Source organism: Pseudomonas sp. S35 (genome assembly GCF_009866765.1).
Lineage (GTDB): Bacteria > Pseudomonadota > Gammaproteobacteria > Pseudomonadales > Pseudomonadaceae > Aquipseudomonas.
Map to the genome: position 1 here is coordinate 2,166,571 of NZ_CP019431.1, position 26,845 is coordinate 2,193,415.

Sequence of the window (26,845 nt, forward strand, 5' to 3'; positions counted from 1 at the left end):
AAGCCAGCGCAAGGGCGTCATGAGCGGATTAAGAGAGCGGCAGAAAGAACAGCGCCGGCAGGTCATCGCCGAGGCGGCCCTTGCGCTGTTCAAGGCCAACGGATTCGGCCCGACCACGCTGGAACAGATCGCTAACGAGGCGGGCGCTTCGGCGCCAACCGTGGTGAATTATTTCGGCGGCAAGCAGGAGATCCTGCTTTCGTTGCTCAAGGCGCCCGACGAACTGGCGATGCGCGAGGCGAGCGCGAATCTGGACGACAATTCCGACCCTCTCGACGCGCTGTGTGAACTCGAAGGCCTGATGACTCGCTATCAGTTACGCGCGTTGCCCACTTCGCTGTGGCGCGAACTGGCGCCGTTCCTGTTCACTGGAGACCTGTCCCACGCCTTTCATCCGTGGAACGCGGCGGCGGTCGAGGAAGCCAAGGCGCTGTTGGTACATTTTCAGAAACTGGGGAAGGTGCGTGAATCAGTGGATATCGAGGTTGCCGCCACCCTGTTCAATCAATACGCCAACCTTGCGTTCATTCGCCTGGCGACCGAAGCGGTGCCTGATCGCCAAGCCCATGCGACGCATATACGCAGCGTCCTGGGGCTGATGTGTCATGGGATGTTGAGCGACCCAGGCGAACCATAGCCCTAGCTTTTTCCTGCTCTGCGACGACAAAAATCATAATTTCGCTATCCCCCGATCCTGCACAGAATGCGTCCACACCCGCCTTCGTGAAGGACACAGGTATGACCGCTGGAAAAACTGAAATCGATACGCTTGTGGTCGGCGCTGGCCAGGCTGGCGTGGCCATGAGTGAGCATTTGAGCAAGCAAGGCGTGCCGCACCTGGTGCTGGAGCGCAGCCGGATTGCCGAAGCCTGGCGCACCGGGCGCTGGGATTCGCTGGTTGCCAACGGCCCGGCCTGGCACGACCGTTTTCCCGGCCTCGAGTTTGCCGGTTTGAGCCCCGACGGTTTCGCCCCGAAAGAACAGGTCGCCGATTACTTCGAAGCCTATGCCCGCAAATTCAACGCGCCGATTCGCACCGGTGTTGAAGTGCGCAAGGTTGATCGCAACGTGGGGCGTCCCGGTTTTACGGTCGAGACCTCTGAAGGTGTGATCCAGGCCAATCGCGTGGTCGTGGCAACCGGTCCATTTCAGAAACCTGTCATTCCAGCCATCGCACCGAGCGACGAACGTCTGACTCAGATCCATTCCTCGCACTACCGCAACCCGCAGCAACTGGCCGAAGGCGCGGTGCTGGTGGTCGGTGCGGGGTCTTCCGGTACTCAGATCGCAGACGAATTGCAACGCTCCGGCCGCCAGGTATACCTCTCGGTTGGCGCCCACGATCGCCCACCCCGCGCCTACCGCAATCGCGATTTCTGCTGGTGGCTGGGGGTGCTCGGCGAGTGGGATCAGGCGGCGATGAGGCCTGGCCGTGAGCACGTAACGATCGCCGTCAGTGGCGCCTATGGCGGGCGTACGGTGGACTTCCGTGAACTGGCGCAGCGAGGCATGAAACTGGTCGGTGTCACCCGTTCGTTCAACGACGGCGTGGCGACGTTCCAGCCAGACTTGGCCGAGAACCTGGCGCGTGGCGACGAGAATTATCTGGCAGTGCTCGATGCAGCCGATGCCTACATCGAACGCAACGGGCTGAGCCTGCCGCTGGATCCTCAAGCCCGTCGCGTATTCCCCGATCCGGAATGCGTGACCCACCCGATTCTGGAACTGAACCTGGCTGAGGCCGGCATCACCACCATCATCTGGGCCACCGGTTTTGCCACCGACTACAACTGGATGAACGTTGACGCCTTCGATGAAAAAGGCAAACCCCGGCATCAGCGTGGGGTGTCCAACGAGTCCGGCATCTATTTCCTCGGTTTGCCGTGGCAGTCGCGTCGCGGGTCGTCGTTCATCTGGGGCGTGTGGCATGACGCCAAATACGTCGCCGATCACATCGCCACCCAGCGCAAGTACCTCGAATACAGGGACGCTGCCGAGCGCCAGGCCGAGCACGCTGTTTCAACGGCTCCGGCATCAGCCGTGACGGCCTGAATTCGATTCCGCGCTGAACCCAAGCGGGCGGCGCGGCCAACTTTCTGCTTCCAGGGACCCTCACATGGCACAACCTACTCATACCCGCATTCGCATGTTCAACACCAAGGAAACCTACCCCAACCAGAGCCTGGACAACGACCTGTGCCAGGCCGTGCGCGCCGGCAATACTGTGTACGTACGTGGCCAGATCGGCACCGATTTCGAAGGCAATCTGGTGGGGCTTGGGGATCCGCGTGCGCAGACCGAACAGGCGATGAAAAACGTCAAACAGTTGCTAGAAGAGGCGGGTTCGGACCTGTCGCACATCGTCAAGACCACAACCTACATCATCGACCCGCGCTATCGCGAGCCGGTCTACCAGGAGGTTGGCAAGTGGCTCAAGGGTGTGTTCCCGATTTCCACCGGGCTGGTGATTTCCGGACTAGGGCAGCCGCAATGGCTGATGGAAATCGACGTAATCGCTGTGGTGCCGGACAACTGGCAACCGAGTCAGGCGTGAGCGAAGCTGCGCTGCGCATCGCCTGGAGCGTCGGCATCGCGCTGCTGCTGCTGGGTCAGTAGCGCTGGTATTGGGAACTGAACTCGGAGCGTGCTTCGGTGAGTTATTCGGGCAGGCCGTTGAGGTCGTCGAATTGGCTTGAACTCGCCGGGGCGCTGCGCTCCATCATGCGTTAGCCCCTGGACGTTATCATGATCGGTTAGGTGCGCGACCTGGATACCTGCCGCATCGCCATCTAATCGTTACTCACTGGTCACTTCGCGCACTCGACCCCGTACGCCAACAGCGCCGCAGCTACTATATCAGTAGTAGCTGTTACTTGTTGTCAGAGCTTCCAAAAAGCATTTTGACTTGGCTCTAGGCGATAATTGCCGCCTGGCGGTGCGCCAAAAAAACGTGCTTCCGCCTAAAGAGGTGTTTTCCGAGTCGGTCGAGGACAAAGAGAACTTTATCGTTCAACCTTTCATCGACCTTTTGGGCCAAGAAGCTTATGCGGGAGCGCAAGTCATCATCACGGGTGCTTCCTTCCAAGGCCTAGAAGGCGTTCATAGGAACAAACTCACCAAGCCTTATGTTGGGTGACGCCCTCTTACCATGTATTAAGATTCTGCGATTTTAAGATGAGGATTGTCCGGTGGTATCAATTCAAACAATTGCTTCGGATCCTCAATCAAGTAACCCTTCAGGGTGGTTTTCTTCCTAGGGCCTTTCACTTGGCATGCCCAGATATTCAGACCGTTGTCTCGCTTCCTGTGGACCTTCAGTTTCTCGAACTGCTTCTGCACCCAACGCCATTCTTCAATCCCTTGATCGGCACCCTGTGAGACACCAGGAAATTGCACCAGCGCAACGCTGCGTCGATGGGCCGATAAAAGATTTTCGCTTGCGGATTAAAATTATTTGAAGACATGTCCGAACGGACCTCCGTTTCTAATGGAAAGGGCCTCTAGCACATCCCTGTTTTTGACTGCCTGCTGGGAGAACTGCCCGCAGTATTCATTGGGACCTTCAGCTTGATGAGCTCATTCCATCTATCCAAATACTAAAGTGGTGCCCATGCTTCTTAAAGATTTCCGCCCAGGCAGGCGGGACAGGATCACATCGCAAGGATTTGCCATTGATTTTTCGGCTAGTCGCGACATTAGATCCAGTGGGGGACCGTCATTTTGATTACCGGTTCATGCCGCCAGTCGCAATTTCGTGGGGCTGAAACCACCGATGCGCAGATCCCTCTGCTTAAAATACGACGGCCTCGTTCTTTGTGATACGTCGCGTGTACGGATGATCAAGAACAACGGTATATCGGGTAATGACCGGCGCCGACCTATACAGCAGACTCCTCTTCAGACGCCGTCAAGCCAGACGGCTCGCAGCACAAGAATAACAATGCGCAGAGGAGCCACCATGTCGGGCATTGATACCCTTGGCTACATCGGATTTACCGCACGCGATATCGGTGCGTGGAAGAAGTTTGCGCCCGATGTGCTGGGTTTGCAGATCGGTCAAGAGTTGGAGGACGGCACATTGGTGTTGCGCGCCGACCTCCACCAGCGTCGAGTCGTCATTCATCCCGGTGATCATGATGACGTCGCTTACGTGGGTTGGGAGTGTCGCAGCAGCGAAGATTTGCACAACGTGCGGAACGCTCTGCGTGCTGCTCGGATTCCCTTCGAGGAAGTACCCAACGAGGTAGCGCAAGCGCTAGCCGTGCGGGAAATGATTCGCTTCCGGGATGTCGATGGCGTGCTGATCGAAGCCCATTACGGACCTACGATACTTGCCAATCAGCCATTCGTGTCGCCGGTCGGTGCGCGCCCATTCCTGACTCAGGAACAAGGGCTGGGGCATTTGGTGCTCTCGACCACTGAATACTCCGCTCAAATCGATTTTTATGAAAAAGTGCTGGGCTTCAAGCGCACCGATTCATTGATCATTTCAGGCGTCAACTGTGAGGCGATGTTCATGCGGGTGAACGAACGTCATCACTCCCTCGCCATCGTCGACATGCCGCCAACCCATGGCCCACGCCTGCATCACATTCTTCTGGAAATGAACTCGCTCGACGAAGTGGGTTTCGCCTATAGCCGCGCGCGTGAGGCCGGCGCGCACATCCTTATCGATCTTGGACGGCACGTTAACGACAACATGTTCTCGTTCTACGTCCTGACGCCGTCTGGCTGGTCAGTGGAAATCGGTTGGGGCGGTATCCAGATCGACGACGAAACCTGGCACGTAACTCATTACCCCACCAACAGTAGCTGGGGACACGAATTCCATATGCCGGCTCAGTTTCAAGCGCCCAAGTAACGAAGGATGACCACCATGACTGTTCATACAGCTGAAACTACTTCACGTTTCATTGAAGTTAATGGCCTCAATATTCATTACCACGACACCGAGGTAGGTGACCGCGTGCTGGTGATGCTGCACGGGGGAGGGCCGGGGGCGTCGGCATGGAGCAACTACCGGACCAACCTGCCGGCCTTCGCTGCCACTTACCGGGTCATCGCCTTCGACGCGCCGCACTATGGCAAATCGGACAAGCCCCTCAGTGCCTACCAGGACACGGACTTCTATACGGAAGTTTTTGCCCAGGCGCTCGACAAGCTAGGCGTGAAACGGGCCCACTTCATCGGCAATTCCATGGGCGGCACGATCTCCATGACCATGGCGATGAAACGCCCCGATCTGGTCGCAAAGCTGGTGCTGATGGGGCCGGGCGGTTCGCCGACCATGTTCACGCCGATGATGACCGAAGGCATCAAGATCCTGGGCGCCTTCTATCAAGGCGAAGGTCCGACCCGCGAGAAGCTCGAAGCAGCGGTACGCATCATGGTGTACGACCAGTCGATGGTGACGCCTGAACTGATCGAGGCGCGATATCAGGCGGCTACTCACCCGGATCTTCTTAAGAAGCGCGAGTGGAAGGGCCATCCGATGCTCAATCTGTGGGAGCGCCTGGTCGGCTCGCCATTGCAGAACTCCACGCTGCTGATTTATGGCAAGGAGGACCGTGTCATCCCGTGGGATACCAGTTTGCTGCTGATGCGTTTGTTGCCCAACGCGAGCCTGCACGTATTTCCGCAATGCGGCCACTGGGCGCAGTTGGAAAAATCTGATGAGTTCAACACGCTGGTGCATGGTTTCCTGGGGCAGAGCGATGACTGACCATTCCTCTTTGGCCCAGCGTCTGCGTGCTGCCTATCAACAGGGCCCTATTGCACCGCTGCGCGACGGCCTCGCTCCCGATGACGCGACAGGCGCGTATGAGGTGCAGGCCATAAACACTCGCTACTGGGTAGAGCAGGGCCGCCGCATCGTAGGCCGCAAGGTGGGCCTGACGTCCGTGGCGGTGCAGAAACAGTTCGGTGTGAATCAGCCGGATTTCGGCGTTCTGTTCGAAGACATGCAACTGATCGATGGCGGGGTGCTCGACCGCGACGCCATGTTGCAGCCCAGGGCTGAAGCCGAAGTGGCGTTGGTGCTAGGGGCAGACGTGACCAGCCTCACCGCGACGCCGGACGACATCGCCGCCGCGACGCAGTACGCGTTTGCCGCGATCGAGATCGTCGACAGCCGTATCGCCGATTGGAAGATCACCTTCGCTGACACCGTCGCCGACAACGGTTCAAGCGCACGTTTCGTCCTGGGCAAGCAGGCCTGTCCACTCGACGCACTGGATCTGTATACCTGCGGCATGGTGTTGGAAGTCAACGGAGCGGTCGCCTCGGTAGGGGCTGGTGCAGCGTGCCTGGGGCATCCGTTGAATGCCGCTGCCTGGCTGGCAAGGACCCTGGCCGCAGCCGGTGAGCCGTTGCGTGCTGGCGACGTGGTGCTAACGGGGGCGCTGGGACCGATGATCACCCTGGCCCCCGGCGACCACATCGTGGCGAAAATCGGTGGCTTGGGTGAGGTGTCGTTCACCTATGGGGAGACTGTCTGATGAAAACCGCCAAAGTAGCGATCATCGGCTCGGGCAATATCGGCACTGACCTGATGATCAAGATAATGCGCAACGCCAAGTATCTTGAAATGGTCGCCATGGTCGGCATCGACCCAAGCTCCGACGGCCTGGCTCGCGCAGCTCGACTGGGTATCGCTACCACCCATGAGGGCGTGGAAGGCTTGGCTCGCCTTCCGGTCTTTCAGGATATAGATTTCGTTTTCGATGCCACCTCGGCCGGTGCCCACATCAAGAACGATGCCTTTCTGCGTCGCATCAAGCCGGGTATTCGTCTGATTGACCTGACGCCAGCTGCCATCGGCCCGTACTGCGTGCCGGTGGTGAACCTGGAGCAAAACCTGGGTCAGCTCAACGTCAACATGGTGACCTGCGGCGGCCAGGCCACCATCCCGATGGTGGCGGCGGTGTCTCGCGTGGCCAAAGTGCATTACGCCGAGATCATCGCCTCGATCGCCAGCAAATCCGCCGGCCCTGGCACGCGCGCCAATATCGATGAGTTCACCGAGACTACCAGCAAGGCCATCGAGGTTATCGGTGGCGCGGCCAAGGGCAAGGCGATCATCATCATGAATCCGGCCGAGCCACCAGTGATGATGCGAGACACGGTGTTCGTGCTCAGCGAAGCAGCGGATCAGTCCAGGGTCTGCGCCAGCATCGAGGAAATGGCCGCCGCCGTGCAGATCTATGTACCGGGCTATCGCCTCAAGCAGAAGGTGCAGTTCGACGTGATTCCCGATTCAGCACCCCTGTGCATCCCCGGCCACGGCCGATTCAGCGGGCTGAAAACGTCGATCTTCCTCGAAGTGGAAGGCGCCGCTCATTATCTGCCGGCGTACGCCGGTAACCTCGACATCATGACCTCCGCCGCGCTGGCGACCGCCGAGCGCATGGCCCAGTCGATGGGAGTCTCGGCATGAGCAAGAAACTCTATATTTCCGACGTGACCTTGCGCGATGGCTGCCACGCGATCCGTCACCAGTACTCGATCCAGAACGTGCAGGATATCGCTCGCGCGTTGGATAAGGCCCGTGTCGATTCTATCGAGGTGACCCACGGCGATGGCCTGCAAGGTTCCAGCTTCAACTACGGCTTCGGCGCGCACAGTGATCTGGAATGGATCGAAGCGGCTGCCGACGTCATCGATCATGCGCGTATTGCGGTGCTGCTGCTGCCGGGCATCGGCACCGTGCACGACCTCAAGGCCGCTTACGAGGCCGGCGCCCGCACCGTGCGCGTGGCCACCCATTGCACCGAAGCGGACGTTTCCAGGCAGCACATCGAGTACGCCCGTTCGCTTGGCATGGACACCGTCGGTTTCCTCATGATGAGCCACATGATTCCGCCCGAGGAGCTGGCCCGTCAGGGCAAGCTGATGGAAAGCTACGGCGCGCAGTGCATCTACATGGCCGACTCCGGGGGCGCCATGAACATGAACGACATCCGCGACCGCATGCGAGCTTTCAAGGCGACGCTGAATCCCGAAACCCAGACAGGTATGCACGCACACCACAACCTCAGCCTGGGCGTGGCGAACTCCATTGTGGCGGTGGAGGAGGGCTGCGACCGCGTCGACGCCAGCTTGGCCGGTATGGGCGCCGGTGCTGGTAACGCGCCTCTGGAGGTCTTCATCGCCGCAGCAGAGCGGATGGGCTGGAACCACGGAACCGAGCTGTATCAGCTGATGGATGCCGCTGATGACTTGGTGCGCCCGCTGCAGGATCGCCCGGTGCGTGTTGACCGGGAAACGCTCGGCCTGGGTTATGCCGGCGTCTACTCCAGTTTCCTGCGCCATGCCGAAGTGGCTGCCGAGAAGTACGGGGTCAAGACCCTCGACATTCTCGTCGAACTGGGCAAGCGGCGGCTGGTGGGTGGTCAGGAGGACATGATTGTCGACGTGGCGCTGGATCTGCTGAAAAACAGAGCCTCAACCACCGTGCATAGCCGGCCGGGCTGATCTTCAGACCGTACTTTTTTAGAAATCCCGCTACGGGAAAAAACAACAAAATGAATAGGAACTCGGTAATGAACAATTCTACCGTGAAGGCTCCGTACGACTTGCGTACACCCGTTCTGATCGCGGGGGCCGGCCCGGCGGGGCTGACCCTCTCCCTGGCGCTCAGTCGATATGGTGTTCCACATATTCTCCTGGAGATGTTTCCTGGGGCCGCCCATACACCACGTGCGCACATCACCAATCAGCGCACCATGGAAATCTTCCGCGACCTCGGCATCGAAGAGGCGGTGAAAGCCAAGGCGACTCCAGCAGAGGGCATGTGGAGCAACGCCTGGATCACCACCATGGCAGGCCCGGAAGTGTATCGCTCCGAAGCATGGGGCGCCGGGGAAGAACACGCTGCACGTTACGCTCAAGCGAGCCCCTGCGGCATGTGCAATATCTCGCAGAACATCATGGAGCCGGTGTTGATCGAGGCCATCGAGGACGCGGGTGTCGCCGATCTTCGCTTCAGTCACAAGCTCGAGTCCTTTGTGCAGGATGCGCAAGGCGTAACTGCAACGGTTGTCGAAGTAGACAGTGGCGTGAGCTACACGGTACGTGCCGATTACCTGCTCGGGGCGGACGGTGCGCGCAGCAAGGTGGCCCAGCAGCTGGCCCTGCCGTTCGAAGGGCAGATGGGCGTAGGCGGCGATGCGGGGATCGGGGAGGTCATCTACGTCTGGTTCAAGGGGGATCTGGCGCGTTATTGCGCTCATCGTCCGGGCACCATGTTCTGGTCTACCGACATGCATAACGGAGCAACCTTTGTCAACGTCGCCCCCTGGGACGAGTGGATCGCCGGCTGGAACATGCCGCCTGGCATGACCTTCGATGGCGATGCCGAGGCCCTGCGCAACCGGGTGCAATCCGCTATCGGTGACAGCACCGTGGACATCGTGATCAAGGGGGTGTCGCGCTGGACTATGAATAAAATGTGGGCCACCCGCTACGGCGAAGGGCGGGTGTGGTGCATGGGCGACGCAGTCCATCGTCATCCTCCGATGAACGGCCTCGGTTCCAACACGTCGGTGGCTGACGGCTACAACCTGGCCTGGAAACTCAAACTCCTGTTGGAGGGCAAAGCCGGGCCCGAACTGCTTCAGAGCTACGAACTGGAGCGCCAGCCGGTGGGCGAGCGTATCGTCAACCGTGCCTGGGATTCGGCAATGGGCTTCTGGGGCCGCTTCTATTCCGAGTTCCTGGGTGTCAGCCCTGGCGCCACGCCGGACGAGGTCAAGCGTTCCCTGCTCCAACTGCATGAGGATAGCCCGGAAGGTGATGCCCGCCGGGCCGGTTTCGAACGGCTCAAACAGGAAGTGCTGAACCCTGCTTTTAACGCCTTGGGGATCGAGTTGGGCTATCGCTATCGGGCTGGCGCGCGGGTGGACGACGGTTCGCCGGAGCCGCAAGTTGATGGCCATCCTGACGTTGCCTACACACCAACGACCTGGCCTGGCGCGCGTCTGCCGCACGCATGGGTCGAGAAGGGGCGGCGACGTATCTCCACGCTGGATCTGGTCGGACGCGGTCAGTTCGTACTGCTCACCGGCCGCGGCGGCAGTGCCTGGTTCGAGGCGGCGCAAGCCGTCCTGCTCGACACCGGTGTGCAGCTGAACGTCATACAGATCGATAGCCGTTTTGGCGCCGTGCGTGATCCCCTGGGCTATTGGGCGCGTATGCGCGGTACGGGTAGCGATGGCGCCGTCCTGGTCAGGCCGGACGGGCATGTTGCCTGGCGCGCGCAGAGCTCGGCCGGCGCCGCGCAATTACCGTCGGTCATGGCGCAATTGCTCGATACGGCGCATGCGTCGGATAGCGAGCAGTTGCTGCAGCGCCCTGACCTTGCGCTCGCAGCGCACGGTTGAACCTGGAGAGCCTGATGATGAGCAGTAAAACCTTGGTCGACGCTTGGATCGATGTCCACGCGCACTTCAGCCCGCCGCGCTCGGTCGAACAACGCTCGGCGATGTGGCAGGCCCTGCAACAGGATCATTGGTCTGGTGAGCAGCCACCGGACTGGTCGCTGGACGAGCGTCTTGCCTACATGGACAAGGTCGGCATCAGCATGCAGATGCTCAGCTCGGTGCCGACCAACCATGCGGCGCTGGAAGCGAGCAACCGCTACGGCGCCGAATGGGTAGCCCGACACCCGGCTCGTTTCGGCCTGCTGGCCGGCCTGCCCACCGACGATGCCGAGGCCGCCCTGCGGGAACTGGCCCGGGCCGAAGCCTTGGATGCCGATGGGTTTGCGGTGTACTGCCAGTACAACGGCGTATTCCTCTCCGATCCGCGCCTGGAATCGCTTTGGGCCGCGCTCGATGAGCGCGCAGCGGTGGTATTCGTACACCCTGACCACGCCGTACCGGGGCAGTTCTCCCGACCCGGCGTATTGCTGGAGGTCGCCTACCAGACCGCCAGCGTTATCACCGACATGCTCTATGCCGAGGTGTTCAGGCGCTACCCGTCGATCCGCTTCATCCTCGCCCATTGTGGAGGTGCGCTGCCGGCGTTGTCGGGACGTCTGATTCTGCTCGGCAATGAGTCTTGGGTGCCTAACCCGCAGCGAATATCGCAGAAGGAGATGCGCGAGCAACTGGCGGCGCTGTACCTGGACACCGCGATGACCGGATCACAGCAGAGCCTGTCGGCGGGTCTTGCGATGACATGCGCCGAACACTTGGTGTACGGCTCGGATTGCGGAGCACCCTGCACGACCGAGCACACGGCCATCGTCAATATTGAGCAGTTGCTGGCGTTCAGCGGGCTACGGCGCGAGCAGATTGAGCAGATCGGCCGCAATGCCTTGGCGTTATTCCCAAAAGCCGCACTGAGGATCCAAGACGCGCAATAACGGGCGGTTAACGATACCGGGCAAGCTGTAGCGAGGTGTTTCACGACGCTTCGCTGTTGGTCTCCAATGCCGGTGACCGTTGCAACAAAAACAACAATAATAATCGAGGCAACTTCCATGCGTGTACAACCCACACTACGTTTCGTTCCTGCTTTGGCTGGGCTGACGGCCGCCTTCATGATGAGCACCGCGCTGGCCGGCGAGACAGCCGTCTATGGTGGCCCCATCGGGGGGACCGACATCGGCGCCGCTTATCTGCCCCCGCAGCCAGGACTTTATATGGGCGCCGGTTACATCGGCGTGACCTCCGACGACTTTCGGGACGTCAACGGTGACAAGGTGCCGCTCGACACCGGTTTCGATGCGTCGGCGGGCGTGGTCGGATTCAACTACGTCTACGACACCAAGATCTTCGGCGGCAACATCGCTACCTCGGCACAGTTCGGCTACGGTCGCCGCTGCATTCGTTTTGGTGAGCGCCATTGCAGTTCGGGCACCGCCGATATCTACAGCGACCTGTTTTTTTGGAGTAAATACTTGGGCGGGGGCGAGGCGGGTAACCCCGGACTGGCGCCGTTGCCGTACGGCCTTACCGTCGGTGGTGGCCTTGGCGTTACCATGCCCACGGGACGCTATGACAAGCACGAACCGGTCAATACCGGTGGCAACACTTGGATCGTTTCGCCGAACCTGGCCGTGAGCTACCTGACCGGTCCGAAGTATTCGTTGGGGGGCGATGGCACCGAATTCAGCGCTCGGCTGTTTTACTCGATGCCGCAAAAAAACCGTGACACCGATTTCGACGCCGGGACAGTGGTCAACGTGGATTGGGCGATTACCGAGCGTTATGGAAATTGGCAGGTCGGTCTCGCCGGGCAGCAAGCCAAACAGATAGACGGTGACAAGCTGCCCAATGGTCTGCGAACCAATGACAGCAAGTTCTCGTCAGGTTCGGTCGGTCCGGTGGTCAGCGTGTTTCTGCCGAGCCTCGGTAGCCAACTCAAGGTAAAAGCGGCTGCCAATTACGATGCAGAAAACACCTTCTCAGGTTACAGCCTGGTGATGATCATGGGTTGGAAAGTCTTCTGAGGCCATCTGCGCCACGTTTCTCGACAAAGCCGGTGCCACAGTCGCCGGCTTTGTCGTGCGCGTGCCTGGCGACTTTTTCCATGGACATCGGAGGAGCGTATCGCTGAAAAGCTGATGGACGCCTTTGCGGCGGTGCGTTAGTTTGACGTAACAATAATAAACAGGCACTTGATGCCTCGCTGCTGTCGCAGCTGGAGAAAGCGTATGTCTCAGCTAGCCAATGCTATTGCTCAGGATCCGATAACGCTTGATCAAGGACTCTTCAAGTACCGCGACGAGGTCATGTGGTCGCTTTCCAATCCGGCGCGTTACCTGCCTTCGGAAGCATTCGATCATCTCCTGCGCTCCATTCGACTGTCCGCTGCCGTGCCGGGCTATGCCAATCTGACCGCTCCCTTTGGTGTAGATGTCCGTTACGGCGCGGACACCTTCGTGATCTACGAGGCCCACCGAGGGCAGTGCGTCGTTTCGTTCGACGCGCCGGTGAAGTCTATGAATTTCTGCCAGGGCGATATGCTGGTGCTGCCCTTTCATACACATCATCGAATCATGGCGCCGGAGCATACGCCTTGCATTGACATTCGTGACCTAATGGCCAAGCAGGTGGAGCCTCATGTAACAGACGCCCAAGGCCAACCTTCACTTGGTCTTTTGCTCAATCAGCAGGTGAACTATGGCGGCGGCGGTGAGTTGTTCGAGCTGCGCATGGTCATCATGTTCGTCGACAAGCAAACCTCAGGCGCTCTGATCAACGGCTTGCCGGGGCCGATGCTGCTCAAGGGGTTTGCCGACAAGCATCGTTCATTTCTCAATGCTATCCACGAAGAGCTCGATGTGCAGCGAGCCAGCCAGTACGTCACCCAACCTGCTGCTATCCGCCTAGCCGAGGCGTTGCTGACCATTGCTCTGAAGGAGGCCACTTCACAACCGGATACGGGGCCTATCTACAAGGGACTGGCCGATCCCGCTGTCGCTCGGGTAATTTCGGCAGTGCTCAAGGAACCTCACAAGGACTGGGATTTACACGACTTGGTCGAGATCGCCCATATTTGCCGCTCGGCGCTAAACAGCCGCTTCACGGCCTCGGTCGGTATGTCGCCGCGGCACTTCGTCTCCCACGTGCGCCTGGCTCGGGCCAGCGAGATGTTGACCGAGACCACGCTGAGCATTGCGTCAATCGCTGAGCGTTCCAACTACAGTTCTGAAGCCGCATTCAACCGTGCTTTCCGCAAGTGGTGCGGTCTGACGCCTGGAGCGGTGAGGGATGCTGCTACTTCTGTCTCATAGTTAGTTCGCAAATGAGCGTCGGCTAGCCGCCCGAGCCGATATCCGTCTGGTGCGGCTGTTCTCTGAACCACGCGTTATTTCATAGATGCTGAACGACCGACCGAAAGCAGTCCGTTGAGCGATCATATCTCTACAGACGCTTGGCCGATGAAATTTCCGATGCGATCACCATGGGTCGCCTATCTTCCGGTACAAGCATGCTTTCCCTTCGCGACTGTGCCGCGCAGAACAAGCTCAGCATAAACAGAGTAAAGGCATTACGTTAAAAATTACCAAGGTGAATTACGATCAACGATGTTGTGAAAACAACTTGGGCGGATGCAGGAAACATTGAGAAATTTATTCGCGTTAAAACTTATTCTAGCTATCGGAGTAGTCGAGTTGATCTACAGGGTGTCGAGCACCATACCAGCCCTGAAATCAGTGATCAAGAGTTACGTGTTGTGGTATTGGATGCGTGGCCCCATAACCCATTTGTTCTTCCCGAGCCGCGTAAGGATGTTTGGGTTCTCTTGTTCGAACCTCAGTCCCAGATAAACGAATTACTGTTCAGCAATATCTTCTAGCGCCTTGAAAGAATTCACACACATGTTCGCCAACTACGCATTTTCATTTAGGGTTTCTCGAGCTATATCGATTAATTCGGCACGTGTCAGGCTTACGATTGGCTGACCAGTCTTGCCAGATAGAGCGCTGACGCGAACGATATCGGCAGCAATCAAAAGTGGCAATTGGAGTTGGGCTTGAAGTCAGCTGCATTGGAGTTGGCTGAGTGCAACCAAACTGCGTTCAATCATCCGATTTATCAGCGTTCGGGTGCGAGACTCTATTGTTTGCTGAGTTTGTTGCCCCGCTAGCAAACCTGTATCAGCAGCGCTGCTACTGCAGCGACACGCCAACGCCTGCAAGTAAGCTAATCGAACTTTGGATTGATCTGAAAATTTTCGCCCCGAGCATCACGATTGATTATTACTGAATTATGAAGAGTTAAGCTAAGTGGTGAATATGTTTTTTATTGTTGTTGTCAACAAAAAAACTGCTATCCAAGGTTGTTTTTGATCTATTAAGCTTCTTGCTTACCGGATTACATACTAACAATCACCCTTAATATATATCACCATTCTGAGTCGCGCTCTTCAGTGGATGCTTGGCATTGCGCGCTCGAGTCCGTCGCAGGCCCATTGGGATATCGAATGATTTTTTCGCATAGATAAAACTGGGAGCTGCCGCGGCAGTGCAAAATATGATTAACACCTGCGTTCTATCAAATGGATCGAGCCTTGCTCCGGATTTTCCTCGAAACTCCACTCATGAGGTGGCGGCAATGTGTAACGGCGAAAAAAAGGGGCTGACAAATAGTTCCCTGGCGTTGGTGCTCACCGCCGTACTGGGGGGCGGCGGCGTGAGCGGTGCCTGTGCTGCGCCGCAGCCGCCTCAACACCTGATGCCCGAAATTGCCCGTGAGTTCGTGCGGCTTTACGAACTGTCGGACGCGGCTCTGCGCCTGCAACTTGAGCCGACGCTGGAGATTTTCCCCGAATATCGCGAAGATCTGATCCGTTTTCTCGCTCAGGATGCGTCTCCACAACGACAGCGACTGCTGGCAGATATATCGAAGGCCAGTGATAAAGAAGTCGCTAGCTGGCTCAAGAGCAAGACCGGCATGGTGGTGGTCGGCACCATTATCACAGCCGCGGCGTCTAAAGCAATTCATGCTCAGTCGGGGAGCAGCAGTGGGCGCGGGAGCCACACAAAGGCACCTAACCATCCCGAACCGGCTCCCGTGCCGCAACCAAAGCCCGAACCCGAACCAACCCCTAAACACGAGCCGACGCCCGAACCCGAGGCGCCACCGGTTCTCCAACCCACGCCGCAACCGGAAGACTTTCGTAGCGCGGAATTCAACAACGGCCGCCACTTGAGGGCAATGGGTGTTGAATACGCCTACGCACGAGGTGCCAGCGGCAAGGGTGTAATAATCTCCATTAACGACACGGGTTTAGACATTAACGATGTAGAACTGCGTAACCAAATAGCTCCCGGCGGCAATCATGTACGCGATAATGGCGAAGCAATGCGCGACACCTCCGACCATGGCACGTTAGTGGCTAAGGCTGCTGCAGCCGAGCGCAATGGCATATCCACTCATGGCGTTGCCTATGGAGCAAAATTGCTCCCCCTCATCGCGATGGGCGGCAATGGCAGTCTGATTCTCAGCGACCACGACCGTGTCAGTCGGGAAATCCAGTATGGGGCGAAGGTGTCTAATAATAGTTGGGTTGCAGATTGGAGCATCGAGCACAGAAAATACCAGGCCGGCCCCATTTATCAGCGCGGCGTCGATGCTGGCATTATTTATGTCTTCGGGACTGGCAACCAGGGCTTGGCGCAACCTAGCGCACAGGCGCTGATGCCACTGGATGTGCCTGGGCTGAAAGGCCAGTGGCTGGCGGTGGCCGGGGTCGATACTTGGACCACCACTACCGGAAATATCGCCGGTGGCTCGAACCGTTGTGGTGCAGCCAAGGAATGGTGCATTGCCGCGCCCTGGCAGATTCCTGTGTCAGAGAACGGGGGCGTCCGCGAGGTGTCCGGTACTTCCATCGCCGCGCCCCAGGTTAGTGGCGGGCTGGCGGTTCTGATGGAACTTTTTCCCACACTGTCCCCTAAGCAGATCGTGCAACGCCTGCTGACCTCGGCGAATAAACAGGGCGCGTACGCCGACCAGGATATCTACGGCCAAGGGGTGATGGATCTGCGTGCTGCCAGCGAGCCCATCGGCATGTTGATGGTCGAGACGAGCAGCGGCGAAATCATCGCCTCGAGCCGCTCGGCGATTGCCGAAAGCTCGGTCATGGGCGGCGCCGTAAGGGCATCGCTGGCCAAGGTCGATCTGGTGCTCAAGGACAGCCTCGACACGCCATTCGTGGTCAAAGGTGATCTCCTGGCGAGCAAGCAGAACGACCAATATTCACGTATTGATACCGGCGACTACCTTGGCCGCCTGGAACAGCAAGGCAACATGCAGCGCCATTCCAGCAAAGACGGTCTGACCATCGATTACAGTGCCGGTAGTGAAGGCTCCGGGCTGGATGCTGTCGGCCAGATTCATTCCTGGCAGACCGTAAGCCCTCAGGTCGCATTCAGCGCCACGGTGAATAGCGACCCGTCATGGAACCAGGGCCTGGCTCGCCTGCAACCTAACTTGGCCAACACCAGTGTCACCGGCGCGCTGAGCAATCCCTATCTGAGTCAGGGCGAACAGGCCAGCGGAGTCGGTCTGCACCAGAAAATAGGCCAGCAATGGCAGAGCAGCGTGCAAGTCCAAACGGCACGAGCCGCCGAGCGCTTTGCCGACAAGCCTGCCAGCGAAAAGCAACAGAGCATACAGACCGAACTTGCGTACATGGCTGACAACGGTGTGGTCGCCAGCTGGCAGATGGGTGTGCTCAACGAGCAACAGCGCCTGCTCGGCTCGCAGAGCGAGACCCTGCTCGGCGGTGGAAATACCCGTACCCTGTTCCACGGCCTAAACCTGAGCATGCCATTGAGCGAGCATTGGCAGGTCTATGGACGCTATAACAGCGGGCGCAGCCAGGTGCGCGGCAAAGGCTGGGCCGAGGGCAGTACCTTGATCAGTAATAGCTTCACCCTAGGCATCAACGTTCAACCAGCCAAGGGGCTACAAGTCGGGGCCCTCGCCTACCAGCCGTTGCGTCTTAAGAACAGCACGCTATCAACTCAGCTGCCCACCGGCCTCAATGCCGACAACAGCGTGGCCTGGAAAAGTGTCGACCTGAGCCTCAAGCCCGACGGGCACCACATGGAGTATGAAGCCTTTTTTCGCTACGACCTGCCTATGCTGCCGCTTTCCTTCAAAGGCAGCCTGCTGCGCGTAGAGGATTACGCCAACCAGGCCGGCAATGACGGCACTCTGTTACTGCTCAATGCCCGACTGCAATATTAGCCTGCAGCAGCGCAGGGACGGCGCTGCTGGAACATTTGCATGACACAATCCATCTCGATCATGAGCAATTCTTTAGAGTCTGCTTGCGCTTCCCGGCTCACTCGGCATCGACGAAGGTCATTTGCTTTATTGAAAAACTCGGCAATTGGTGTCCGGGGATTTTGCCAAATCAGGAAGTCTTTTTCAGGATTTTCCTATAAGACAGCATCCTATGCAGGGGTATTGGTCGTTGAAAAATTTCTTTGAGGCTAAAGTGTTTTAATAATTGGCCGAAATAATAATTATATCCTAATCTTGAGGTGCGTGCCGTGAGTTTACGAAAATTGAAATTAGCTGCTCGTTCTGCGCTCTGTTTTGGTTTTTTTTGCATTCTAATCGTCTTGCTAGGAATTTTTGCAATACAGCAGGCTTCGATTTTGAATAGTGCTGAAAAAAAGATAGAGACGAATATTATTCCTAGCTTCAAAGTCTTAGGTGTACTTGATCGCGAATTTGTAAGTGTGCGTAATAGCAACAGTAAATTACGTAATGCAGGCGAGGATGATTCCGTAAGAGCGGGCGACAAGAAAGATCTAATTAGATCTCAATTGTTGATCCAGCAAAGCATGGATAGCTTATCTCATCTTATCGTCACGCCCGAAGGCCTGGCCGCAATTAATAGTCTCGCGGAATCATTCGAGAAATTCAATAATATTCAAGTGAAGTATATGGCTTTGATAGATGCCAAGAATTTCAGCGAGGCGATTAACTTTACGAATAGCGAAGTAAGAAATGTCTCTCGTATTGTTGCAGGGAATATTGAGGCGTTGAAAAAAGTTAATGACATGAAGGCGGAAGCGGCTGGCGACGAAGCCGAAGAAGCTTATAATCGAATGATAGTTTTGGCCAGCTCATTCATTATTGTTTCTTTAATCGCTACTATCACTCTAGCCTGGTTCTATACCAAAAGCATAACGACTCCATTGCTCAAGTCCCTAATGATTGCTGAACGTATTGCGACTAACGATTTTAGTCATGATATATACCCTGATGGTACTGATGAAATGGGGCGACTCCTTGACGCGTTATCAAAAATGCAGGGTAATCTGCGTAGTGCCATTATTCAGATAGGTGATTCTTCAACCCAATTAGCAGCAACTGCAGAGGAAATGCATGCCGTCACGGAAGACGCCTCTCAGGGATTAATTCGTCAGAATAATGAGATAGAGATGGCGGCGACCGCAGTGAACGAGATGAGTTCGGCCGTGGACGAAGTTGCGAGTAATGCAGCGGAGGCCTCCAGTGCAGCCTCGAGCACTGCAGAGACGGCAATCGCCGGTAGAGGTAAGGTAAATGAGACGGTGGTTGCGATTAATATCATGGTAGATAACGTTGAGTCGACCTCGGTTAACGTGCGCGGTCTAGCAGAGATGGCAACGGATATTAGTGGAGTGCTTGATGTCATCCGCTCAGTCGCCCAGCAAACTAATCTGCTAGCGCTTAATGCCGCGATTGAGGCTGCGCGTGCCGGGGAGGCTGGCCGAGGGTTTGCCGTGGTGGCAGATGAAGTTAGGGCGCTTGCTCATCGCACCCAGTTGTCGACAAGCGAAATTGAAAAAATGATTCTCACCATTCAGACGAGTTCTACTGACGCAGTAACGTCCATGAACCAGACTAGCCATCAAGCAGGCAAAACGTTAGCGCTGGCTCAGTCGGCGGGATTAGCACTCGCGGAAATAACTGAGTCGATTGAGCATATCAACGACCGTAATGTACAGATAGCAACAGCCTCTGAAGAACAGTCGCAGGTCGCAAGGCAAGTTGACGCAAATTTGGTCAGCATACGCGATCTTTCTATCCAGTCGGCGGCAGGTTCACGACAGACGTCTGTGGCCAGTGCTGAACTTTCTAGCTTAGCCGTTGAGCTAAGTCGACTGGTTGCAAAATTCAAGGTTTGAACGTCCAGAACGTTGCTTTCGCAATAGTAATTTAAAAGGTTTCTTCTGCTTATATTAAAATAAGTAATTCTTAGCCACGCTGATACCTCTATGGATTACGGGTTGCCGATGTGGTTTGTTGATAATTCGAAAGTGAACGGGTGATAATGATGTCCAGCCTTTGCAATTACTGTTAATTTCGCTGGAATAAATAGAGTCGGTAAAAAATTAACCAATCAGATTAGAGCTTTGCATTTTTAAATGCGGATGATCACTAAGCTGGTGTCTGTCCGAGATGATTCTCCCCCGTGTGAGAGGCCGGTGATGGTTTGGGATTGGTTATATATCAAATAATGCTCAGGATGGACATTCTCTCAATGCTGATTTGCAAGCATCCTTAGATAAGGCAGGGTTCCTGATAAAAGTTTTTGTTGTTGTTCCTTCGATACTCGTTACGTTACGTCGAATTATATGTATTCCCTGTACCGCCACAAAGAGATTTAAAGTAAGTCATTGATGTGTGCTTTGCTATGAACGACTGAGTTTGTGTGCTTGAAGGCTGGCAAAACAATCGGAGCAAACGATGATTTTTTATGGTGGCATTTTTTTAGGGATGGTAGCTCTGGGGCTATAGTTACAATAAAAACGAGAGGGAATTGTTGAGATGCAATATAGATTAATTGAGTCAATTCAAGTGCTTAAGGAGAGTCAAGAGGTGATTCTTAAGTCCGTTGCCGGGCTTATCCAGACGATACGGCTCACTGAACAGAAAATGTCTGTTCTGGCCCGTGATGTCCGTAATTTTGATAAATCAGGCCTAGAAAGCTTAGAGGGTCAGCTTTACATTTTGGCTGTAGAAATTGATAGTATGAGAGATTTAGCTTTTAAGGAGTTGAGTCTTCTTTCGAATAAAATCGATACCTGTCTAAATATGATAGCTGAAGAGGTCGATTTAGTAGGAGGCGAAGTCGAGGGAAGCCTTTTTTCGACTTTGTTCTCTCAATGCTTATTGCAGCTTGAAGATTTTAAGTTGCAGGTAGAATCTTTTCGGCAGAACATCAATTAAAGATTTGGGTAATCGAATTTTAATAAATAATTGAAATTTTAAATATGTCACTCTCACCATTTGTTGGTTTTTAGTTAGTGTATTTTTTTGCTAGGAACTCTACGAAATAAGCGGAAACCATTTTGGCGTCCGCGGGCCTCGATATTCAGTAAAGGTCCGCGACCATAAAGGCGGGAGTCCACGATGGCCAAACTGTACGAATTCCCCGACGCAGCCTGGGATTTGCGTGCAGATATCTCCTATGAGCCCCGCCGCAGCGGGCGCCCACGAATAGATGATCGCTTGATGCTCAACGGCGTCCTTCGGGTGCTCTGCTCTGGCGCTGCTTGGTGCGATATGCCTGAACGCGTTGGTTCATAGTCAACCGTTTATCAACGCTTTCGTGACTGGCGCAATCGCAGAGCGTTTGACTAGATGCTCCAGCGGCTTACTTCAAGCTCAACGAGCATGGAATAATTGATCTGGAGACCCGGATGATTGACTCCACTTCAGTACGAGTGTTGCCGCTGACGCGATTTTGCCACGATATACAGCTTCAGCCAGCTAGGACGTGTGCACCCATGCCCCGGCTTGTCGAGCAAACCATCCAATCGTAGCGTTTGAAAGCCCAGGCACCAACGGGTGATTGTTGTGAGTGAGAAATTGGTCAAGAGAGCGGTTTCTATCCGCGAACAACCTTGAGCTGCCAGCAGAATCACTCGGGCGTTCACTTGCGTTCCCCCAAGTGCTGAATGACAGGGAGCGTATAGCCAAGATCTAAGAAAAGTTTTTCGAGAACAGCACACTAGAGGCTATTCCCGTTTCACATGGGTAGCCATAGGAAGACGCAGGCCATAGCCACTACGCCTTCTTAATTTCGCTTGAGCTTGTCGAAGCGAGATGCGACCGCCCGGTAATGCTCCAGCCGGGCGAAGGCGTTTTCTACCAAAGGCCGGTTGCGATAAAGCCTTCTATCCAGATCCGCGTTGCCTTTCGCGGAGTTGCGCTTTCCCGGAATTACAGCTTTGGCACCTTGCTGTTCAACGTGTTCCCGATGACCTCACTGTCATAGCTTTTGTCCGCAATGATTATTTCTGCGGCAGCTACCTTGGCAATCAGCGCGCACGCCTGGGCGCACAGATCGTTGATCTGGCCTCCAGTGACTTCAACCGCGATTGGCAGTCCGCGGGCATCTACAGTCAAGTGGATCATGCTGGTGTTGCGGGCTCGGCTTTCCCTACTGCCTCATCCTTGCCACCGGCAGCATCTGCACTGTGCTGGTGGGCCTTGGCATAGCTGGCATCAATGAAAATCCATTCCATGTCCGGTTTAGCCACCAGCGCCTGAAAAACCTTGAGCCACTTACCTGACGCGGACCAGGCATTCAGGCTGCTTCACGTACAGCTTCAAGTCTTATCGACTCGCAACTGATCCGGCTCTGTGTCTGGGGCGGGAGGCCTATCGTGTTTCCCTTGGCTTCGCTTCTTCACTATTTCCGCAGCGCCAAGCTATTTGTTCGACCCGGCCCTTGCGAACCGGTCTCCGCTGACATCTCCGTGCAAGGCGACTTTCCGACGTGCAAGCGAGCACTGTTTTTTAAGGTCTATAGCAACAAAATTACTAATTTATCTCTCCGCGTCAACTGCACATGATCAGCCTACAACAAAAACTCGCTCTAGCACCGCATAGCGAATTACATAAACGTACTCATCCTGACTCGCAGCTTGCCATGGCTATTAGCGTAATATCTCCAACCCGCTTATCGGAAAAAATGACTCGATACTTGCATCCGAAAGACCGCCATGGAACGACATGAAGCTACCAGTCGTCAGTTGGCCATCATTATTGCTTGATCTTGGCCTCATGAAAATATCATTGAGGCCGACAACGGAATAACAGGAAAGTTAACGAGTATGAACAACGGACTAAACGATCTACAAGCCATTCCTTTTAGGTAGCCATATGCTCACCGCACTCTCTATCCGCTTGAAAATCGTAATCTTATCCGGCTTGTGCTTACTCGGCGTAATCGGCCTGATCGTCGGCATGAACCTGTTTCAAAGCAGCCAGAACAACCATTTAATCGGTGCCTCAAGTAGTAAGATGCTGACAGAGAGCACTGAGAAGCTGCTGCTGGCCAGGGCCGCGGAGCAAGCCGCAAGGCTGCAAAGAACCTTCGACGCCGGCCTATTGTTGATCAACACCGCAGCCGGTCAAGCCAATGATTTACGCAACATCTCAAATCGGCGCGCCCTGTCACCAGCGGCTCTTCGCGAAGAGCTCAATCAAAATCTGAAAACGGTTTTTGAGCATAACCCAAACGTGATGGCAATTTGGGCGGCTTATGAGCCTGATGCCTTGGACGGCAGGGACAGCGAGTTTGTTGACGATGTGGCTCGCGCCTCGAATGAGAGAGGGCGCTTTGCCAGTTCCTGGAACCGTGGCAGCGGTCAATCTGTAAATATTTTGATTCCGGAAAGTGACTTGCAAAAAACCGAACTCAGCATTAGTGGAGTTCCCTATAACAGGTGGTATACCTGTCCCCGCGACACTCGGCACTCTTGCCTCATGCCTCCTTATGCCGATCTTCAGGTAGGAAAGCTGCAACTGATGACAACGCTTTCCGTGCCCTTGATGGCTGATGGTAAAGTCATTGGCGTAATTGGCGTGGATATCTCTCTGGATTCGCTGCAAGTATCCGCCACTGGCGCTCACAAAGAACTGTTTGATGGATCAGGCCACGTGCTGATTGTGTCTGCCAGCGGAATCCTCGCGGCTTATAGCGCCGACGCAAGCCAAGTCGCCAAGAACATTGGCGACGCTCTTGGTGAAGAGGGCAAGAGCATCATGAAAACACTGGAAAATAATGCGGCTGAATTACTCACTAATAATAACTCGATCCGTGCGGTCTACCCCTTCAGCCCAGTTCCGCAATCGCCCACATGGGGGGTATCGATTGATTTACCCAAACAAGTTCTGCTCGCCGATTCTTTAAAGCTTCAGACCTTGCTTAACAATGCACAAACCAGTGGCACACTCAAATCATTGCTCTCTGCCATCGGTGCCGGTGTGCTTGGGCTGCTGTTGATGTGGCTTACGGCTTCCGGTGTGACTAGGCCCATCAATATTGTTGCCAATACTCTCAAAGCAATTGCCACTGGCGATGGAGACCTGACGCAACGGCTGCACTACACTAAGAAGGACGAACTTGGAGAGCTTGTAAATTGGTTCAACCGTTTTCTGGACAAGCTACAGCCGACCGTTGCCCAGATCAAACAAAGCATCACAGATGCACGCAGCACCGCAGCTCAGTCTTCGGAAGTTGCTCGGCTAACCAGCGAAGGTATGCAAGTACAGTTCCGTGAAATTGATCAAGTGGCAACCGCTTCCAATGAAATGAGCGCGACTGCGCATGATGTCGCTAGCAGCGCTTCAAACGCAGCACATGCTGCGAGGGGCGCCGATCAGGCGGCTCAGGAAGGAGTGACCATCATTGAACGTAGCACCCTCGACATCAGCAATCTTGCCGATGAGGTCAGCAGAGCAGTGACGGAAGTGGAAACCCTCGCTGTTAACAGCGAGCAAATTGGCTTGGTAATTGAGGTGATTCGCGGTATTGCGGAACAGACTAACTTGCTCGCGCTGAACGCCGCTATCGAAGCGGCGCGCGCTGGTGAAAGTGGCCGAGGCTTTGCTGTGGTAGCCGATGAGGTGCGCAACCTGGCCAAGAGAACGCAGGACTCGGTCGAGGAGATTCGCACCGTCATCGAGCGCATTCAGACGAGTACTAGGGGCGTAGTAACAATCATGTATTCCAGCCAGAACCAGGCACAAAGCAACGCGGGGCAGATTCAACAAGCCGTTGAAGCGCTTGGAAAGATCCGCAATGCGGTGACGGTAATCAGCGACATGAACTTGCAGATAGCCAGTGCGGCCGAAGAACAGAGCGCTGTAGCTGAGGAGGTCAACCGTAACGTTTCAGCAATACGCAGCGTTACCGAGATACTGACAGAGCAAGCCACTGAATCGGCACACATCAGCAGTCAGCTCAATTCACTAGCCAATCATCAGATGAAGTTAATGGATCAGTTTCGCGTGTAACAACGCCTATCTTCTAAATCATCTTGAACGTACACGGCTCGCCGAAACTGAAAGGGAATTCACCTTGCGCACATCAGACACGCATCCACTGGTGCGGCAGTAGTTGTTCAATCTCACTTGCGCGCTGCGCCAGCAACGATGGGAGGCCTTATCTCTAGATGACGAAACTAAATTCTATTGCTCAATACATGTTGAGCCGATTTTCGTTTATGTTTTCTATGACTTTGGACAGAAGCTCCTCAGCCATCATTGCTTCTTCGTGGCTACCGGGTAGGCAGTTGAAGTCGTGAGTCGGATCTTATATTTAGCCTTGGTTTCCACCGAGTCCTTGAAAATCTAAACTTGCATCTGACGTTCATCAACGGTGAATTTGCATACATGCAGTTGAAAACTCAATCCTCTCGCATAGTGAGTTTTCCCACAAATATTTCTCACCTCAAAGCCATCCTCGAACGCTTGTAACTCTAGTTTTACCGAGTTCACTTGGCTGTGCCCATTCATCCGTGCCGACTGGATTAGACTCATGATCGCTACCACCCGCTTTCCGCAGCGTAGCGATCCGGCAAACAATCAGTTCGACCGCCCAAGCGCCCACGGCCGGATCAAGTTCTCGATCTGGTTGTTGTCGATGGGTACGGCACCGTTCTTTAGATAGCGCGCCAGCGCTAACCAGCGTTTAAGGCTGTAATCCAGGGCCTTGGCGGTAGCCGAGCCCTCTGGGACAAGTTCTCGTTGCGCCAGCATCCACTCATGCAGTTTTTCAGCAATGGGCACCGCCGTCTCCTGACGTAGTCGCCAACGGTCTTCATCGCTCATTTCCTTGGCGTGTCGCTCGACTTCGTACAGCCCACCAATCGAGTGAAGCGCCTGCTCCGCCAATTGGCTTTTATTGGCTACATGCAAGTCAAAGAACTTACGGCGTGCATGGGCCATGCAGCCGATCTCGGTAATGCCCAGCTCAAAGCTGGCTTTGTAGCCGGCAAAGTCATCACAGACCAGCTTGCCGTTCCAGGTGCCCAAGAAATTACGCGCATGTTCGCCAGCACGGCTGGGGCTGAAGTCATAGACCACGGCCTTTAATGCCGAGAACGGCGTAGTGCTGTAGGCCCAGACATAAGCGCGGTGAGTTTTCCTCTCGCCGGGCGCCAGCATTTGTACCGGCGTTTCATCGGCGTGAACCACGCGCTGGGCCAGCACCACTTCGCGCAGCGCATCAACTAGGGGCTGAAGCTGCACGCCGGTTTGACTCAGCCACTGCGCCTGTATCGAGCGCGGGATGGTCAAGCCGGCATGGGTGAAGATCTTTTCTTGTCGATAGAGCGGCAGGTGGCCGGTGAATTTCGCCAGCATCACTTGCGCCAGCAGGCCGGCAGTGGGGATGCCCTTGTCGATCACCTGCGCCGGCACGGGGGCCTGGATCAGTGTTTCGCACTGCCGGCAGGCCCATTTCCCACGAACATGCTGTTCGACGGTGAACACGCCGGGGCGTGTAGTCCAGCTTCTCGCTGACGTCCTCACCAACGCGCTGGAGTTGGCAACCGCAGACACACTGCGTGTTTTCTGGATCGTGACGAATGACGGTACGTGGGAACTGCGGCGGCAGCGGCGCGCGCTTGGGTTGCTGACGTGTTTCTGCCTGCGCGAGGGCGGGATGAAGTGCTTTAATTCAGTTCGAGGTCGGTATCGAGTAGGTCATCCAGCAAGCGGCCTTGCGCCGGACTGATCCGCTCGCTGCGTTTGGCGAACTTGTGCCGCTTGAGAATGGCAATCTCGTGAGTGAGCTGCTCGATGATCGCCTCATCACGATGGATTTTTCTGTCCATGGTGTTGACCTTGGAAATCAATTGCGCAGCCAGCGAGCGCAGTTGTTCAGGGGGCATTTGGTCGAGATCGGGCAACGAAATCATGCGTGGATTTTACCAAGACAGTCCTCCTGTCACAGCTAAAAGCCAGGTTTAGAGCACACCATCTTCATGCGGTTGGCGAAGAGATAGGCACAGTGCGGCTTCGCCGCACCGAGCACGGCAACTATCCTGGCCAGTGCCGTGTCAGTGCCAGCACGCATGTCCATGGGC

19 protein-coding genes and 4 pseudogenes are annotated in these 26,845 nt (G+C 55.7%); 18 read left to right on the plus strand and 5 right to left on the minus strand.

Annotated features, from left to right (window positions below):
* The first annotated feature begins 19 nt into the window (after positions 1-19).
* The 4 genes from PspS35_RS09895 (at position 20) to PspS35_RS09910 (ending at position 3,136) form a co-directional block, all read left to right on the plus strand.
* Positions 20-637, plus strand: coding sequence for a TetR/AcrR family transcriptional regulator (locus tag PspS35_RS09895; protein ID WP_159933972.1), 618 nt, complete (start codon positions 20-22; stop codon positions 635-637).
* 101 nt (positions 638-738) lie between these two features.
* Positions 739-2,052, plus strand: coding sequence for an NAD(P)/FAD-dependent oxidoreductase (locus PspS35_RS09900; protein ID WP_159933974.1), 1,314 nt, complete (start codon positions 739-741; stop codon positions 2,050-2,052).
* A 64-nt stretch (positions 2,053-2,116) separates the two neighbouring features.
* A complete protein-coding gene (locus PspS35_RS09905; RefSeq protein ID WP_159933976.1) occupies positions 2,117-2,554 on the plus strand; it encodes a RidA family protein in 438 nt (145 codons plus the stop codon).
* A 351-nt stretch (positions 2,555-2,905) separates the two neighbouring features.
* Positions 2,906-3,136, plus strand: coding sequence for a hypothetical protein (locus tag PspS35_RS09910; protein ID WP_159933978.1), 231 nt, complete (start codon positions 2,906-2,908; stop codon positions 3,134-3,136).
* 17 nt (positions 3,137-3,153) lie between these two features.
* Here PspS35_RS09910 and PspS35_RS09915 read toward each other — a convergent pair.
* Positions 3,154-3,393: pseudogene (locus PspS35_RS09915) on the minus strand (DNA-binding domain-containing protein); the annotation flags it as partial.
* A gap of 565 nt (positions 3,394-3,958) precedes the next feature.
* On the opposite strand from PspS35_RS09915, the gene PspS35_RS09920 reads away from it, so the two are divergent.
* The 13 genes and pseudogenes from PspS35_RS09920 to PspS35_RS30225 form a co-directional block, all read left to right on the plus strand.
* A complete protein-coding gene (locus PspS35_RS09920; RefSeq protein ID WP_159933980.1) occupies positions 3,959-4,861 on the plus strand; it encodes a VOC family protein in 903 nt (300 codons plus the stop codon).
* A gap of 15 nt (positions 4,862-4,876) precedes the next feature.
* A complete protein-coding gene (locus PspS35_RS09925) occupies positions 4,877-5,722 on the plus strand; it encodes an alpha/beta hydrolase (RefSeq protein WP_159933982.1) in 846 nt (281 codons plus the stop codon).
* Entirely contained in the window at positions 5,715-6,497 is a 783-nt protein-coding gene (locus PspS35_RS09930; protein ID WP_159933984.1) for a fumarylacetoacetate hydrolase family protein, read from the plus strand. Before PspS35_RS09925 ends, PspS35_RS09930 begins: the two co-directional genes overlap by 8 nt.
* Positions 6,497-7,435, plus strand: coding sequence for an acetaldehyde dehydrogenase (acetylating) (locus PspS35_RS09935; protein WP_159933986.1), 939 nt, complete (start codon positions 6,497-6,499; stop codon positions 7,433-7,435). Before PspS35_RS09930 ends, PspS35_RS09935 begins: the two co-directional genes overlap by 1 nt.
* Positions 7,432-8,472: a 4-hydroxy-2-oxovalerate aldolase gene (gene dmpG, locus PspS35_RS09940; protein WP_159933988.1), complete on the plus strand. Its 1,041-nt coding sequence runs from the start codon at positions 7,432-7,434 to the stop codon at positions 8,470-8,472. The genes PspS35_RS09935 and dmpG overlap by 4 nt, the downstream gene beginning before the upstream one ends.
* 68 nt (positions 8,473-8,540) lie before the next feature.
* Positions 8,541-10,379: an FAD-dependent monooxygenase gene (locus PspS35_RS09945; RefSeq protein ID WP_159933990.1), complete on the plus strand. Its 1,839-nt coding sequence runs from the start codon at positions 8,541-8,543 to the stop codon at positions 10,377-10,379.
* Between the two features lie 14 nt (positions 10,380-10,393).
* Entirely contained in the window at positions 10,394-11,365 is a 972-nt protein-coding gene (locus tag PspS35_RS09950) for an amidohydrolase family protein (protein ID WP_202982123.1), read from the plus strand.
* Positions 11,366-11,482: 117 nt separating this feature from the next.
* The gene (locus tag PspS35_RS09955; protein WP_159933992.1) at positions 11,483-12,454 is read left to right on the plus strand and encodes a transporter; all 972 of its coding nucleotides are present in this window, start codon (positions 11,483-11,485) and stop codon (positions 12,452-12,454) included.
* A 204-nt stretch (positions 12,455-12,658) separates the two neighbouring features.
* Positions 12,659-13,741 carry an AraC family transcriptional regulator gene (locus PspS35_RS09960; RefSeq protein WP_159933994.1) on the plus strand — a complete coding sequence of 361 codons (1,083 nt, stop codon included), beginning with the start codon at positions 12,659-12,661 and terminating at the stop codon, positions 13,739-13,741.
* 1,324 nt (positions 13,742-15,065) lie between these two features.
* The gene (locus tag PspS35_RS09965) at positions 15,066-17,708 is read left to right on the plus strand and encodes a S8 family peptidase (RefSeq protein ID WP_159933996.1); all 2,643 of its coding nucleotides are present in this window, start codon (positions 15,066-15,068) and stop codon (positions 17,706-17,708) included.
* Positions 17,709-18,016: 308 nt separating this feature from the next.
* The gene (locus PspS35_RS09970; RefSeq protein WP_159933998.1) at positions 18,017-19,645 is read left to right on the plus strand and encodes a methyl-accepting chemotaxis protein; all 1,629 of its coding nucleotides are present in this window, start codon (positions 18,017-18,019) and stop codon (positions 19,643-19,645) included.
* Positions 19,646-20,288: 643 nt separating this feature from the next.
* Positions 20,289-20,690, plus strand: coding sequence for a hypothetical protein (locus PspS35_RS09975; protein WP_159934000.1), 402 nt, complete (start codon positions 20,289-20,291; stop codon positions 20,688-20,690).
* Positions 20,691-20,873: 183 nt separating this feature from the next.
* A pseudogene (locus PspS35_RS30225) lies at positions 20,874-21,187 on the plus strand (transposase); the annotation flags it as partial.
* Between the two features lie 39 nt (positions 21,188-21,226).
* Here PspS35_RS30225 and PspS35_RS09985 read toward each other — a convergent pair.
* Both PspS35_RS09985 and PspS35_RS09990 read right to left on the minus strand, forming a co-directional pair.
* Positions 21,227-21,394: pseudogene (locus PspS35_RS09985) on the minus strand (helix-turn-helix domain-containing protein); the annotation flags it as partial.
* Between the two features lie 146 nt (positions 21,395-21,540).
* Positions 21,541-22,054 (minus strand): annotated as a pseudogene (locus PspS35_RS09990) (IS5 family transposase); the annotation flags it as partial.
* A 577-nt stretch (positions 22,055-22,631) separates the two neighbouring features.
* Between PspS35_RS09990 and PspS35_RS09995 the strand changes: the two are divergent.
* Entirely contained in the window at positions 22,632-24,770 is a 2,139-nt protein-coding gene (locus PspS35_RS09995) for a methyl-accepting chemotaxis protein (RefSeq protein WP_159934004.1), read from the plus strand.
* Between the two features lie 570 nt (positions 24,771-25,340).
* Here the strand turns inward: PspS35_RS09995 and PspS35_RS10000 are convergent.
* Both PspS35_RS10000 and PspS35_RS30230 read right to left on the minus strand, forming a co-directional pair.
* Positions 25,341-26,318, minus strand: a complete 978-nt coding sequence (locus PspS35_RS10000; RefSeq protein ID WP_238786012.1) for an IS66 family transposase — start codon at positions 26,316-26,318, stop codon at positions 25,341-25,343.
* Positions 26,319-26,431: 113 nt separating this feature from the next.
* Positions 26,432-26,650, minus strand: coding sequence for a hypothetical protein (locus PspS35_RS30230; protein WP_238786014.1), 219 nt, complete (start codon positions 26,648-26,650; stop codon positions 26,432-26,434).
* Positions 26,651-26,845 lie beyond the last annotated feature (195 nt).